Genomic DNA, 13,226 nt, shown 5'->3' with positions numbered 1-13,226 from the left:
CACTGTCACCACCCAGACACCAACACGCGACCATCCGAACGCAGCGCGCAATCGCCTGACGCTCGACTGCATCGGCCAGCCAAGATCGGCCAAAAACGCGCCAGATTCAAAAGCTTCACAAGCTCTGAGGTGTGCAGGCCGAAGGCTGGAGCCTCGAAGGACGAGGCGGGTGCGCTGGCGACGCCTTTCCCTTTTAATCGCTAACGGTAAATCCCCATGAGGACGCATCGATCAATTCCGTAGGCGGGATCATTTCTTTGAGTTCGACCGGGCGGCGTTTGATCTCAACGGCGGTATAATTGTCACCACGAGTCCATCCGGAGGTTATGTCAATCTTCAGGGCCACGCCATCCGGTGTCAGGCATTCCTTTCTGCCCGCATCCGCAGTATTGGGCATTAGGTCAAACCAGGCGCAAGGTTCGCCAAGCACAGTATCGTTCTGTTTCAAATCGACGTCGTCTGTCTCATCACGGAAACGGCTGCCTGGCCACTTGGGATCAAGCGGTGAACGCTCCGCTTGAAGAAAATGCCCGCGCTCGGAAGAGGCGACCGAGATTCCCTGATTTTCAAGCTCATTCCAAACGATGAAATGCAGAGATCCATCCTCCGCGCGGCGTTCTTCCAATCGCCAGGGATAGTGCCTCAATATTCTCATCTCCGACAATTCCCCGATCATCCTGACTTCAAAATCGACGATAGCTCGGGAGTTCTCCGGATAATCCCTGAGTGGCTTCAGCCAGAACCAGGGGTCGAAGAGCCTCTTCGGCGGGCTTACCTCGGACTGCGAAACGGGTGCACGCTCGAGTTTGATCAATTGTATCTCACTCATCGGCTTCCTGTCGCGGAGCAGTTCCTTTTCCGCAATCTGAATGCCGTCCACCGTGAGGCAGCTGAATAGGAACGGCCCGGTCACCTCTTCCGAGTCGTTGCGAATAAGCTGCCACCACTTGCAAGCTTCCCCAGCGTGGCTGTCGCCGTCCCGCGTTTCCTTCGCTTCTTCGACGCTTACGCGTGGATTTCGCCTGCTCTTCGAAATGTCGACGCTGGTAAAGTCTTGGTCGCCGACCCTGCTCGTCCCCAACCGAACGTTATCGAAGAAGTTTCCGTAGTTGAGGATAGTGATTTCGCCTCTGACGTCCTCAACCCGCGTCCACCCTTTGCGATGGAAAACCGAGCGCGAATACTCCTTCGGCTCGCTATAACTGTTCCGAACGATCATCGATGCCGTGTAGTCCGGAACGTTCCGGGTGGCGGTAAAAGGAACTTCACTGGCATTGCCGGCGTCGGCAGCGAATACGGAGAGACATGCCGCGAAAAGTCCTTTCACCTGGTTACTCCGGCTTCCCAGCAAACTTTGCATAGTCGCAGATCTCGGTATCATAGAACGGTTGCCCCGAAGCCACGACCCGGCCGCGGTACGATAAGAATTCATGAAATCCCCCACCCGCGCGGCTGAAATCCTTGCGCGCGTCGATCCACAGCATGACGGCAGATTTGTCCGGATTGAGGCGATCTGAGCGCTGGGCACAGCTAGTAGGTGAAAAACTCCCGTCGGCGATAGCCATGAATAGAGCCAAGTAGGAAAAGCACCGAATAGATTCTCACCCCAACACCCGCCTGATCTTTTCCGCGTCCTCTACCGTCGCCGGATTATACACCACCATGCTGAGGTCGGGTCGGCCATTCACCTGAAACGCCGAATATTCGAAAGACAGCAGCCCGAGCACCGGGTGCTTGATGTGCTTGACGCCCTCGCCGTGGGTACGCACGTCGTTGTCGCGCCACATCGCCAGGAATTCGGGGCTCTTGCGGCAGAGTTCGTCGACCAGAGGCTCGACCTCGGCGGCGGCACCTGCGCGAGCCGCGTCCACCCGGAAGGCGGCGACGACGAAGCGGGCGACGCTTTCCCAGTCATACTGGGCGGCGCGCACGCGCGGATCGAGAAAGATGAAGCGCAGCACGTTGCGCTCTTCAGGTGGAAGCGCGCCGTAATCGGTGAGCAGCACGGTCGCCGCGCGATTCCAGGCGACCACATCCCAGATGGCGTTGCGGATCAGCGCCGGGCTCGGATCCAGCGCATCAAGCACGCCCTGCAGGCGCGGCGTTACGCCTTCCTGCCTGCGATAGCGCACCTCCGGCGGCCGACCGAGGCCGATGAGGAACAGATGCTCCCGCTCGACATCGGTCAGCATCAGCGCCCGCGCGATCCGGTCGAGCACATCCGATGACGGCGCCCCGCCGCGCCCCTGCTCCAGCCAGGTGTACCAGGTCGGGCTGATATTGGCGCGGCCCGCCACCTCCTCGCGGCGCAAGCCGGGGGTGCGGCGGCGCTCCCCGGCAAAGCCGAGGGCGGCCGGATCGAGCTTGGCGCGGCGGTCCTTGAGATAGGCGCCCAGCCGGTTCTCGGAGGTGACGAATTCGCTCATCCTGTTAGCCATTATACCATGATAAGATCACTACTTTACCATGATAGCGCTTTGTCCGATAGCTGTCTCCATCAGAACGGAGATATCGACATGCGCGTATTCGTCAGCGGAGCCACCGGCTGGGTCGGCTCGGCCGTCGTCAACGAATTGATCGTCGCCGGCCATCAGGTGCTCGGCCTCACCCGCTCGGACAAGGGAGCGTCAGAGCTGGCGGCCGCCGGCGCTGTCGCCCATCGCGGCTCGCTGGAGGATCTGGACAGCCTGAAGCGCGGCGCGGCCGAGGCCGACGGCGTCATCCATACGGGATTCAATCATGATTTCTCGAAGTTCGCCGAAAACTGCGCCCTCGACCGCCGCGCCATCGAGGCGCTCGGCGAAGCCCTGCAGGGATCCGGCCGTCCGCTGCTGGTCACGTCGGGCCTCGGCCATGCGCCGGGCCGCGTCGGCACCGAGGAGGACCCGCCCATGCCGACCTCCGAGACCTATCCCCGCGCTTCCGAAATCACCGCGATATCGCTTGCCGCGCGGGGCGTGCGCGCTGCCACGGTCCGCCTCCCGCCTTCGGTGCATGGCCACGGCGACCACGGCTTCGTGCCGATCCTGATCGATTTCGCCCGGCGAACGGGTGTTTCGCCCTATATCGGCGAAGGGCAGAACCGCTGGCCGGCGGTGCACCGGCTCGATGCCGCCCGCCTCTATCGGCTGGCGCTGGAGCGCGGCGCCGTGGGCGGCCCTTTCCTGGCGGTCGCCGAAGAGGGCGTGCCGTTCCGGGAGATCGCCGAGGTGGTCGGGCGGCGGCTCAATGTTCCGGTGGTCTCGAAGTCGCGCGAAGAAGCGGCGGAACATTTCGGCTGGTTCGCCATGTTCGCGGGCTTCGACGTGCCAACGTCGAGCGAGCGCACCCGCGCGATGCTCGGCTGGCAGCCAGTTCAGCCCGACCTCCTCGCCGATATCGACCATCCGGCCTATTTCGGCGGATAAGACTCCAAGGCCGGCGCCCGTGGTTGACTAATGCAAGGAGCAGGACTGGAGAACGCCTCTGGCGACTTCGATCTACCGCATCCGGCCTTCATTCATATCGGCGGGATCGTAGTTGATGTCCCAATCCTTCTCCGGCTTCTCCTTGCCGGGCAGGCCTTTGTTCACCGTTGCATCCTCCGAGCCGGTGATAACTGTCGGTTTTGCACTGGCAACGCCGGTACTTTTCCTGTCGGCCCGGGATTTGGCGAACTGGCCGGCGGCGTCTTTTTCCGGGTTGGCCATCTCATTCGCCCTTCTGCTTCATTGCGTCACTGATATTCTTCGTTTCGGGATCGCGGTTGTTTTCGCCGTGCGCGTCGCGGTTCTTGTCCGGATCGTCCTTGGCTTTCAGGTAACCGCGCGGTGTATTTCCTTTCGGCCCTTCCCAGCGGGGAGATTGGTCGGTCGTGCCGGGGGCGCCATCCTTGGGGGTCGTCATGCCCATCGTCGTTTCTCCTTGGTTGAGTTGGAAAAACCGGAAAAGGCAGCAAGTGTTCCCGCAAAAATATGGAACAGTGTCGCCGCCCGTCGGTTGTTCGAAGGTTGCAACCTCAAACAGGGAGCCGAAAATGAGCAAGACCAACGTCACATGAAATTCAGAAACGCGCCGAACAGCAGGTCAGAAACACCAGCGCCGGCGGCCATCTCGGCGGCACCTATTTCGGTCAGCAGCCCGACGGCAAAACCGCTTCGGACAGCAGCAACGACAGCGCCAAGGCCAGGCCCAACGACGGCAGCAATTGAGCGGCACGCCCGCCAGTGTTTTCTCCTTGCATTCTTTAGGCGCCCGCGCACCCCTATCGCCTTCGAGGCCCCTTGCGGGGGCCTCGGGCGTCGGTGCTAGCCTTATTCCTGGATATCGGGTTCAACCACCTTCGCGAGGTTTTTCAGCGACTCCTGCCAGCCGAGGTAACAGGCCTCGGGCGGGATGACGTCGGGCACACCTGCCTGGACGATATCCACCTCGGTACCGACCGAGACCTTCTTCAGCGTCACGGTGACTTCCATTTCCCCCGGCAAATTGGGGTCCTCGAACTTGTCGGTGTAGCGAACGCGTTCGCCCGGGACGAGTTCGCGGAATTCGCCGCCGAAGGCATGGCTGTTGCCTGTGGTGAAGTTGCGGAACGACATTCTGAACGTGCCGCCGACAACAGGCTCCAGGTGATGCACGGTGCAAAGGAAACCGTTCGGCGGCAGCCACTTGGCAAGCGCGTCCGCCTCGATGAAGGCGCGGTAGACCTTCTCAGGGGTTGTCGCCAGAACGCGATGCAGGCGTATGGTGTTCGGCATGGTCGTGATCCTTTTGAATGGACGGAATGGACGAGCTAAGGACGGATCAGGTTTGACCGATCCGACACGAGATCGATCTTTTCTTCAAGAAATATCGCTCGAAGCCGGATCGCCCGTCAGCCCGGCATGCCTGTCCGCGTCAGGCCGCGTCCTGCTTGCCCAGCGCATGCAGCAGCAGGCGGGCAGCCTGCTTCGACGAGGCGGGGTTCTGTCCGGTGATCAGCTGATCGTCCTGGACGACATGCACAGCCCAGTCTTGCGTCGTCGAAAACTTCGCCCCCTGCTCTTTCAGCACGTCCTCGAGCAGATAGGGCACGACCTCCACGAGCTGCACGGCCGCCTCCTCGGAATTGGTAAATCCGGTGACCGTCCGACCCTTGGCGATCGGCCCGCCGTCCGGCGCCTTGACCTTGGTCAGTATCCCGGGCGCGTGGCAGACGAGGGCCAGCGGTTTCCCCGCGGCAAGCGTCTCCTCGATCAGCGTGTGGGCGTTGCGGTCGTTTGTCAGGTCCCAGAGCGGGCCATGACCGCCGGGAAAGAACACGCTGTCATAATCGGCCTGGTCGATGTCAGATAGCTTCAGCGTATTGACGAGCGCCGCCGTTGCCGCCGGGTCGCGTTCGAACCGGCGCGTGTCCTCCGTCTGAAACGCCGGCTCGTTGCTCTTCGGATCGAGCGGAGGCTGACCGCCTTTGGGCGATGCCAGCGTGACCTCGGCCCCGGCGTCACGGAAGACGAAATAGGGGGCGGCGAGTTCCTCGAGCCAGAAGCCCGTTTTCTTGCCGGTATTTCCCAGCTGATCATGCGATGTGAGAACCATGAGGATTTTCATTGCCCAGCTCCTTTGGCCGGCCGGAGGACAAAGTCTCCCGCGTCCGGTTTAACGGTGAAATACGGCCTGCAATCTCATGCTGAATTGGAAGAAATCATAGATCGACTGGACCCGCGATACAAGTGTCGCTCAAACTCTGCACCGACCAGCCTCTGTAAGTTCTGAGGCTCCGGTGTATGAAGAGGGACGGATTGTCCATAGGATCGATCCGATCGCGGTGGCCATTCCAGGGACCTGAAAAGTGAACAAGCCGAATTATCGGGATATCGCCCGCCATGCCGGCGTCGGGACTGCCACGGTCGAGCGGGTCCTGAACGGACGCGGCGGTGTTCGCCCGGAGCTGGTCGAGAAGGTGATCATCGCCGCGCGCGCGCTGGATTATCCCCGCAAGCTACCGGACACCCATCGCGGCCTCCTGCGCATAGAGGTGTTGATGGTCCGTCCTGAAACGACTTTCTATCAGCGGCTCTCCGCAGCATTCGAGAGGATCGCGGCGACCCTCGACCCGCTGGTCATCGTGCATCGCAGCTTTACCGAAGAGATGAAGCCGGAAGAAATCGCGCGCCGCATCTCGTCGGCCGGCCTGCGGCGCGCCGGTCTGATTCTGGCGGTGCCCAGCCATCCGGTGATCGGCGCGGCCGTCGAGAAGGTCAGCGCCCAAGGCTTGCCGGTGGTCCACGTCGTCACTCGCGCCTCGGAACGGACAGGCGAATTCGTCGGCATCGACAATTATGCCGCCGGCCGGACGGCAGCGCTCTTCCTCAGCCGAATGGCAAGCCGGACCGGTCCCGTCTTTGCGATCTGCCATCCGATCTATCAGGTGCACCGCGATCGCATCCGCGGTTTTTCGGACTATTTTCTCGAACACCCTGGCCCCAGCAGCTTTCAGCAGCTGGGGTTCGGTCTCGACGACGAGCATCTCGGCGCTGAACTGCTGTCCTCGGCCTTGCGAATGTATCCGGACCTTGCCGGCCTCTACAATGCCGGCGGCGGCAATTCCGCGCTGATCAATGTGCTGCGCCGGCATGCGCGCGAACGCGGCATCTTCTTCGTCGGCCACGAACTCACCGATTATACGCGCAGCGCCTTGCAGGACGGCGTCATGGATGTGGTGCTGGATCAGGCGCCGGAGGCGCAGGCGCGGCGCGCGCTCGATCTCGTGCTGAACAAAATCGGCCTGACCGAGATCAAACCGGACCAGGCACCGATCCGTTTCGTTACCATCACCAAGGAGGCGCTTTGATCTAATCAGATCAAGGAAGGCTTCGGCATTCACCGGCGTCCCTGCTAATTTCCACTCAGCAGAGATAGTGGGCGACGCGGAAACATCCCGGCGTCCGGAGGAGACGCCAATGGACGATCTGAAATTCGGCAAGCGCAACAAGCGTGGCGACTGGGCGCCGAACCAACCTGCCGAAACGGCCCCGCTGTTTGCATTTCCGCCGCGGCTGATGGCGGTCCTGAAATGGCTGCCGCATTACTTCTTTCCCTGGAATGCGATTTTTGCCGCCTCCGCCGTCGCTTATTGGGCCTGGATCATTCCGCCGGTCGACACAATGCGCGCGCTCAGCATCGGCTGGATCGCCTGGCTCTATGCGGTCAACGCCATCGCGGTTTTCCTGTTTTACGGCGCCTTCGAACTGCATCTCTACGTGTTGAAGCGGCAGGAGAACCGCTTCAAGTACAATGGCAAGTTCCCGGCCGACCACAAGAGCAACGCCTTCTGGTTCGAGAGCCAGAACCTCGACAACATCCTGCGCACCTTCCTGTCAGGCGTGACAATCTGGACCACCGTCGAGGTCGGCATGCTCTGGGCCTATGCCAATGGCTACGCGCCGTGGCTGAGTTTTGCGGAAAATCCATGGACGCTGGCGCTCGTCGCGCTCGTGGTGCCGATCATTCACGAGTTCCATTTCTTCTGCATACACCGGCTGATCCACACGCCGCTGCTCTACAAATGGGTGCACTCGGTCCACCACAATTCGGTCAATCCGTCGCCCTGGTCGTCCCTGTCGATGCATCCGATCGAACACCTGCTCTATTTCGGCACCGCGTTCTATCATCTGGTCCTGCCCTCCAACCCGATCATCATGCTCTACCAGCTGCATTATGCGGGTTTCGGGGCGATCCCGGGCCATGTCGGCTTCGACAAGGTCGAGATCAGCCAGGATAAACTGGTCGATAGCCACGCCTATGCGCATTACCTCCACCACAAATATTTCGAGGTGAACTACGGCGACGCGCTGATCCCGCTCGATAAATGGTTCGGCACCTGGCACGACGGCTCCCCCGAAGGCGAGGCGCAGATGCAGGAGCGCTACCGCAGGCGCAAGGAAAAACTGACTGCCCGCAAGGCCCGCCTGGAAGTCGGAGGAGCGGCCGAATGACCTGGGTTTCAGCTGGCAAACTCGACGACATCGAACAGGAAGGCGCCATCCGCTTCGACCATGGCGGGCGCACCTATGCGATCTATCGTGGTCCGGATGACAGCGTCTACTGCACCGCCGGGCTCTGCACCCACGAAGCGATCCATCTCGCCGACGGATTGGTGATGGATTTCGAGGTGGAATGTCCAAAACATTCCGGCGCCTTCGACTATCGCACCGGCGAGGCCCTCAGGCTTCCGGCCTGCGAGAGCCTGAAAACCTATAAGGCCGAAGTGGTCGATGGAGAGGTTCGCGTCGCTCTGACCTGAGCCCGCGACATAGCAGGCCTGGTCCGGAATGAATCGGGCGGCCCGGCGCCCTTGGGAGGATAAGATGAAATCAATCTGTGTGGCGGCCGTCCTGGCCGCCCTGACGACGACTGCTGCCTCGGCCGAGACGATCGGCGTGTCCATGCAGAGTTTCGACAATAATTTTCAGACGCTGCTGCGCGAGGGGCTTCAGGCAAGGGCATCGAAGCTCACCGGCGTCAATCTTCAGATCGAGGACGCGCAGACCGACGTTTCCAAACAGCGCAGCCAGGTGGACAATTTCATCGCTTCCGGGGTGGACGCGATCATCATGACGCTCGCCGATACCTCGGCCGCCACCGGCATCAGCGAGGCAGCCCGGAAGGCAGGCATCCCGCTGGTCTACCTCAACCTCGAGCCGGAAAATATCGACAAGCTGCCGGAAAAGCAGGCCTATGTGGGTTCGAAGGAAACCGACTCCGGAAGGCTCGGCGCCGAGGCCGCCTGCGATCTGTTGAAGAAAAACGGCAAGGCGAACGACGCGCAGGCCTATATCCTGATGGGCGATCTGGCGCATCAGGCATCGCGCGACCGCACCTCGTCGGTCAAGGCAACGCTGGCGGCAGGCGACTGCAAGGGCGTGACCATCGCCGACGAGCAGACCGCCGCCTGGACGCGCACCAACGCCATGGATCTGACCACCAACTGGCTGACGGCGGGTCGCCCGATCGACGTGATCTTCGCCAATAATGACGAAATGGCGCTCGGCGCTATTCAGGCGCTCAAGGCATCCGGCGTGTCGATGGACGATGTGATCGTCGTCGGCATCGATGCAACGCAGGACGCGCTCGCTGCCATGGCCGCAGGCGATCTCGATGTGACGGTGTTCCAGAACGCCAAGCAACAGGCGGCAAGCGCCGTCGACGCGGCCGTCGCACTCGCACACGGCAACAGCGTCGACAAGGAGGTCTGGGTGCCGTTCGAACTGGTCACACCGAAGAACATGACCGAATACGCCAAAAAGAACTGATCCTCCCCGGCCGGCGTCTCCTCCTCACGAGCGCCGGCCGCCTTTTTCACGGAGAAAACATGGACGGTATGGTCATCATCGGTGCCGGCGAATCCGGCACCCGGGCAGCCTTTGCCCTGCGCGAGGCGGGCTATTTCGGAGCGGTCACGCTGGTCGGCGCCGAGCCCCACCTGCCCTATGAACGGCCGCCTTTGTCGAAGACCGTCGACGGCGCGGTGCAGATGAAGCTGATCTGCGCGGCAGAAGCGCTTGATGCGGCCGGCATCACCTATCTCCAGGGCCTGTCGGCTTCGAAGCTCGATGCCGGTGCCGGCACAGTTGGGTTGAGCGACGGACGGGTGCTGCACTACGACAAGCTGCTTCTGGCCACCGGCGCGCGGCCGAGACGGCTCACATGTCCCGGCGCGGCGCGCGCACTCGACCTTCGCACCCACGCCGATGCCGAAGCGATCTTCGCGCGTGTCGTGCCGGGCCGGAGCGTGGCGATCATCGGCGCCGGTCTGATCGGGATGGAACTTGCATCGGTCCTTCACCGAAAAGACGTTTCGGTCGACGTGATCGAAGCCGCACCGAAACCTTTGGGCCGCGCTGTCCCTTCCCGCTTTGCCGAAAAGCTGCACGCCAGACATGCTGCCGAAGGTGTGCGCTTTCACCTCGATCGGGGCGTGGCGGCGATCGGCGACGACGGGGTCACCCTGACCGATGACAGGCTGGTGCATGCCGATCTCGTCGTCAGCGCCATCGGAGTCCTGCCTGATATCGCTTTGGCGGAAGCAGCCGGACTGGCGACCGGCAACGGCATTCTGACGGACGCCGGTCTTCGCACCAGCGCACCGAACGTCTTCGCCGCAGGCGATTGCGCCGCGGTGGCCCAGCCCGGCGGCGGACATATCCGCTATGAAAGCTGGCGGAACGCCAGGACGCAGGCCGAGACCGCGGCGCGAAACATGGCCGGAGCCGCCGAGACCTTCGGCGCCCTCCCCTGGTTCTGGTCCGACCAGTACGATCTTGGCCTGCAGGTGGCGGGACTGCCGCAGCCCGCCCATCAGATCGTCCTGCGCTCGGCCGCGGAGGGCGAATTGGAATTTTATCTCGATGACGGGCGCCTTGTGGCGGCGGCGGGCCTTGGCATCGGCAATGGCCTGGCCAGGGACATCAAGCTCGCCGAGATGCTGATTGCCGCAGGCATCAGCCCCAGCCTCACGGAACTGGCAGACCCTCGTGTGAACCTCAAAACCTTGCTGAAGAGCGCAAGGGCCGCGTGATGCAGAAGCTGCTGGTCTTCCAGTCGCTCTGGGCCATGGAGCGCCGACACACGGATGGGCTCGAGCGCACACTCGAAGAGAACATCGCGATGATCTCCGAAGCCGGCTTCGACGGCATCAGCGCGCATTACACCAACCGCCTGGATGTCGTTGCCCTCAACGAGGTAATCCAGGCCACCGGCTTGAAGATCGAGGCGGTCTGCTTTCCTCGCTGCGTCGAGGATCTACGCCTGCCGCTGGAACTGGCAGCGGAGTTTCCGGTCAGCCACATCAACCTGCAACCCGATATCCGCCCGCGCCGCATCGATGCCTGCCTGCCGCTTCTCGATGGCTGGATGCGGCTCGCTGAAGATGCCGGCATTCCCGTGTTCATCGAAACGCATCGCGACAGGATGACAGCGGACCTGTTCTTTACGCTGGATCTTCTGGACCAGCGCCCGGAACTCCCGCTGCTGGCCGACCTCTCGCATTTCCTGGTCGGCCGCGAATTCGCCTTTCCGGTCGATGAGGAGAACCATGCTCTGATTCGGCGCATCCTGCAGAATGCCCAGGCCTTTCACGGCCGGATTGCCTCGCGCGAGCAGGTGCAGATCGAGATCTCCTTTCCGCATCACCGGCCGTGGGTCGATCTCTTCCTCGAGTGGTGGGAGCATGGCTTCCGCCACTGGCGATCACGCGCCGCCGAGGACGCCGCGCTTGTTTTTACCTGCGAGCTGGGTCCCAAACCCTATGCGATCACGGGCAGAGACGGCAACGACCAGACGGACCGATGGGCGGAAGCGCTGGCGCTTCGGCAGATGGTGCATGAGCTGTGGACTGCCACAGCCTGAGCCTCTTATCTCAGCGCCCCAATCGTGCAATTCCCCCTTTTGGATCAGTGTAATGCGCCCTAGATCGCAAGCGTATCGGGAGAGGTTTGGGATTGTTAATCAGGCATGCCTAATGTAAATCTTGACGTGCACAAGTTGTGCGCCAGCTGATTTGCTACGATATCTGGTTAGGACATTCGATTGGAGAGGCCCGAAGATGCGGAAAATTCGTGCGGCCAGCTCGGCCCTCGGACAAACACAGGCAGAAGCTTCGAGTTCGATCGACCGGCTTTTGTTCTTTGACCGCGACTTCAATCCCGTCGAGAATTTGCTGGGCAATGAGCTGCCTGCATCCGTCAAACCGGCAGTCTCACTTTGGGAACATTTTCCACAGCTGGACAAATCGGCGATTACGCTCGCTTTCCGCTCACTGGATGACAGTGCCCAGCCGTTGCGAATATCGGGCGATCTGGGCGGGCCCGGGTCGCACGGGCTGACGATCTATCGGATCGGAGAGCTGTTTGCCGTGGTTCGCTCCGAGGAACTCGTTGACGACGAACGTGCGACCCTTTTGCATCTGGCGACCCACGATCCGCTGACGGGACTGCCGAACCGACGCCAGTTCAGCGACGACCTTGCTGTGCTGCTGCAGGAGACCGCGGGCTCGAACGAGACCCTGTCTCTGATGCAGCTAGACCTTGACGATTTCAAGCCGGTCAACGACACGCTTGGGCATCCGGCCGGTGACAAGCTTCTTCAATTTGCCGCAAGGCGCATTCAAGACTGCCTGACCAGCGATGACAGAGCCTATCGACTGGCCGGCGACGAATTCACGGTCATTTCCGTGGGCGCGGGACATCCGGCCAAAGCGCACCGGTTGGCGGACGCTTTGGTTGCCGCATTCAAAAAGCCGTTCACGATCGATGGCATCGCGGTCTTTGTCGGCACCAGCATCGGCATATCGACAGCTCCTCCGGACGGGACAAGTCCCGAGGCGCTGATGAAGGCGTCCGACCTCGCGCTTTATGCCGCCAAACAAGAGGGGCGCGGCCGGGCAAAAGCCTTCGATCCCGCAATGCTTGAACTGCTGGAGCAACGCGAATTGCTGCGCCGCAGCCTCCGCATGGCTTTGGACCAACAGCAATTCTTCGTCGAGTACCAACCCCTTGCCGAAGGCGGCCGCATCGTCGGCTTCGAAGCGTTGCTGAGATGGCACCACCCGCTGCTTGGAAAAATTCCACCGGCGGCATTCATTCCGATGGCCGAGGCTGACGGAATGATGCCTGACATCGGCGCGTGGGTTTTGGAACAGGCATGCCGCGAGGCAATGAAGTGGCCTGAGAATTACATCGTCGCCGTTAACGTCTCGGCGGCGGAATTCCTGACGAGCGGCCTCACGGATCGCATATCGCAGACACTGGACATGGTCGGGCTGCCGCCTGAGCGTCTGGAGCTGGAGATCACCGAAAGCGTCCTGCTCGAGCGCACCGTCAACAACATCGACACGTTGAATACGCTCAACGTGCTGGGGATACGGATCTCGCTGGATGATTTCGGGACCGAATATTCTTCGCTCAGCTATCTCAAGACATTCCCATTCGACACGATCAAAATCGACAAATACTTCATCACCGATCTGGAAAGCGATGCGAAAAGCCAGACGATCGTCCGCTGCGTCGTCAACCTCGCACATGGCCTCGACATGCAGGTGACGGCCGAGGGGGTCGAGACGCCGGCCCAGGCGGAATGGCTGCACAGCGTGGGCTGCGACAGGCTTCAGGGCTACCTGGTCAGCAGGCCGCTTCCGGTCGAGGCGATCGGAGAGTTCATCACCCGGGCCGAGACATCCGTGAGCCACGCGCTGGTATAGCAAACGACCG

15 protein-coding genes are annotated in these 13,226 nt (G+C 61.6%); 8 read left to right on the top strand and 7 right to left on the bottom strand.

Features of this window, described 5'->3' with window-relative positions:
* Window positions 1-193: 193 nt before the first annotated feature.
* The 3 genes from ATY75_RS26215 to ATY75_RS26205 are packed head-to-tail and all read right to left on the bottom strand — an operon-like array spanning window position 194 to window position 2,426.
* Complete coding sequence (locus tag ATY75_RS26215) at window positions 194-1,327, bottom strand: hypothetical protein (protein ID WP_245317634.1); 1,134 nt, start codon at window positions 1,325-1,327, stop codon at window positions 194-196.
* A gap of 4 nt (window positions 1,328-1,331) precedes the next feature.
* The gene (locus ATY75_RS26210) at window positions 1,332-1,565 is read right to left on the bottom strand and encodes a hypothetical protein (protein WP_088939795.1); all 234 of its coding nucleotides are present in this window, start codon (window positions 1,563-1,565) and stop codon (window positions 1,332-1,334) included.
* Window positions 1,566-1,601: 36 nt separating this feature from the next.
* Window positions 1,602-2,426, bottom strand: coding sequence for a helix-turn-helix transcriptional regulator (locus tag ATY75_RS26205; RefSeq protein ID WP_088939794.1), 825 nt, complete (start codon window positions 2,424-2,426; stop codon window positions 1,602-1,604).
* A 90-nt stretch (window positions 2,427-2,516) separates the two neighbouring features.
* Between ATY75_RS26205 and ATY75_RS26200 the strand changes: the two genes are divergently transcribed.
* Window positions 2,517-3,407, top strand: a complete 891-nt coding sequence (locus tag ATY75_RS26200) for an SDR family oxidoreductase (protein WP_088939793.1) — start codon at window positions 2,517-2,519, stop codon at window positions 3,405-3,407.
* Between the two features lie 72 nt (window positions 3,408-3,479).
* On the opposite strand, the gene ATY75_RS26195 is transcribed toward ATY75_RS26200, so the two are convergent.
* The 4 genes from ATY75_RS26195 to ATY75_RS26175 form a co-directional block, all read right to left on the bottom strand.
* On the bottom strand, window positions 3,480-3,689 hold the full coding sequence (locus ATY75_RS26195) for a hypothetical protein (protein WP_088939792.1): 210 nt from the start codon (window positions 3,687-3,689) through the stop codon (window positions 3,480-3,482).
* A gap of 1 nt (window position 3,690) precedes the next feature.
* Window positions 3,691-3,891: a hypothetical protein gene (locus ATY75_RS26190; RefSeq protein ID WP_064839216.1), complete on the bottom strand. Its 201-nt coding sequence runs from the start codon at window positions 3,889-3,891 to the stop codon at window positions 3,691-3,693.
* A 401-nt stretch (window positions 3,892-4,292) separates the two neighbouring features.
* Window positions 4,293-4,736, bottom strand: coding sequence for an SRPBCC family protein (locus ATY75_RS26180; RefSeq protein WP_088939791.1), 444 nt, complete (start codon window positions 4,734-4,736; stop codon window positions 4,293-4,295).
* A gap of 139 nt (window positions 4,737-4,875) precedes the next feature.
* Window positions 4,876-5,568 (bottom strand): type 1 glutamine amidotransferase domain-containing protein, encoded by a 693-nt coding sequence (locus tag ATY75_RS26175; protein WP_088939790.1) that lies wholly within the window; start codon window positions 5,566-5,568, stop codon window positions 4,876-4,878.
* Window positions 5,569-5,809: 241 nt separating this feature from the next.
* On the opposite strand from ATY75_RS26175, the gene ATY75_RS26170 reads away from it, so the two are divergent.
* The 7 genes from ATY75_RS26170 to ATY75_RS26140 all read left to right on the top strand — a co-directional run bounded on the left by ATY75_RS26170 (window position 5,810) and on the right by ATY75_RS26140 (window position 13,216).
* Window positions 5,810-6,811, top strand: a complete 1,002-nt coding sequence (locus ATY75_RS26170; protein WP_088939789.1) for a LacI family DNA-binding transcriptional regulator — start codon at window positions 5,810-5,812, stop codon at window positions 6,809-6,811.
* Between the two features lie 109 nt (window positions 6,812-6,920).
* Entirely contained in the window at window positions 6,921-7,955 is a 1,035-nt protein-coding gene (locus ATY75_RS26165; protein WP_088939788.1) for a sterol desaturase family protein, read from the top strand.
* The gene (locus tag ATY75_RS26160) at window positions 7,952-8,263 is read left to right on the top strand and encodes a MocE family 2Fe-2S type ferredoxin (protein WP_064839226.1); all 312 of its coding nucleotides are present in this window, start codon (window positions 7,952-7,954) and stop codon (window positions 8,261-8,263) included. Before ATY75_RS26165 ends, ATY75_RS26160 begins: the two co-directional genes overlap by 4 nt.
* A 64-nt stretch (window positions 8,264-8,327) precedes the next feature.
* The gene (locus ATY75_RS26155) at window positions 8,328-9,272 is read left to right on the top strand and encodes a substrate-binding domain-containing protein (protein WP_088939787.1); all 945 of its coding nucleotides are present in this window, start codon (window positions 8,328-8,330) and stop codon (window positions 9,270-9,272) included.
* Between the two features lie 59 nt (window positions 9,273-9,331).
* Window positions 9,332-10,537, top strand: a complete 1,206-nt coding sequence (locus tag ATY75_RS26150; protein WP_088939786.1) for an FAD-dependent oxidoreductase — start codon at window positions 9,332-9,334, stop codon at window positions 10,535-10,537.
* On the top strand, window positions 10,534-11,367 hold the full coding sequence (locus ATY75_RS26145; RefSeq protein ID WP_190241426.1) for a sugar phosphate isomerase/epimerase: 834 nt from the start codon (window positions 10,534-10,536) through the stop codon (window positions 11,365-11,367). Before ATY75_RS26150 ends, ATY75_RS26145 begins: the two co-directional genes overlap by 4 nt.
* A 196-nt stretch (window positions 11,368-11,563) precedes the next feature.
* On the top strand, window positions 11,564-13,216 hold the full coding sequence (locus tag ATY75_RS26140) for an EAL domain-containing protein (RefSeq protein ID WP_088939784.1): 1,653 nt from the start codon (window positions 11,564-11,566) through the stop codon (window positions 13,214-13,216).
* Window positions 13,217-13,226 lie beyond the last annotated feature (10 nt).

The organism is Rhizobium sp. N122, assembly GCF_002211295.1.
GTDB lineage: Bacteria > Pseudomonadota > Alphaproteobacteria > Rhizobiales > Rhizobiaceae > Rhizobium.
The sequence above is the reverse complement of the archived record's forward strand: the minus strand, read 5'-3'. Positions and strand labels throughout refer to the sequence as shown.

Excerpts from the sequence above, each read along its gene's own strand:
- ATY75_RS26180 (WP_088939791.1), bottom strand. The coding sequence starts at position 4,736 with ATGCCGAACACCATACGCCTGCATCGCGTTCTGGCGACAACCCCTGAG.
- ATY75_RS26160 (WP_064839226.1), top strand. The coding sequence starts at position 7,952 with ATGACCTGGGTTTCAGCTGGCAAACTCGACGACATCGAACAGGAAGGC.
- ATY75_RS26150 (WP_088939786.1), top strand. The coding sequence starts at position 9,332 with ATGGACGGTATGGTCATCATCGGTGCCGGCGAATCCGGCACCCGGGCA.
- ATY75_RS26195 (WP_088939792.1), bottom strand. The coding sequence starts at position 3,689 with ATGGCCAACCCGGAAAAAGACGCCGCCGGCCAGTTCGCCAAATCCCGG.
- ATY75_RS26175 (WP_088939790.1), bottom strand. The coding sequence starts at position 5,568 with ATGAAAATCCTCATGGTTCTCACATCGCATGATCAGCTGGGAAATACC.
- ATY75_RS26210 (WP_088939795.1), bottom strand. The coding sequence starts at position 1,565 with ATGGCTATCGCCGACGGGAGTTTTTCACCTACTAGCTGTGCCCAGCGC.
- ATY75_RS26200 (WP_088939793.1), top strand. The coding sequence starts at position 2,517 with ATGCGCGTATTCGTCAGCGGAGCCACCGGCTGGGTCGGCTCGGCCGTC.
- ATY75_RS26205 (WP_088939794.1), bottom strand. The coding sequence starts at position 2,426 with ATGAGCGAATTCGTCACCTCCGAGAACCGGCTGGGCGCCTATCTCAAG.
- ATY75_RS26190 (WP_064839216.1), bottom strand. The coding sequence starts at position 3,891 with ATGGGCATGACGACCCCCAAGGATGGCGCCCCCGGCACGACCGACCAA.
- ATY75_RS26155 (WP_088939787.1), top strand. The coding sequence starts at position 8,328 with ATGAAATCAATCTGTGTGGCGGCCGTCCTGGCCGCCCTGACGACGACT.
- ATY75_RS26140 (WP_088939784.1), top strand. The coding sequence starts at position 11,564 with ATGCGGAAAATTCGTGCGGCCAGCTCGGCCCTCGGACAAACACAGGCA.
- ATY75_RS26165 (WP_088939788.1), top strand. The coding sequence starts at position 6,921 with ATGGACGATCTGAAATTCGGCAAGCGCAACAAGCGTGGCGACTGGGCG.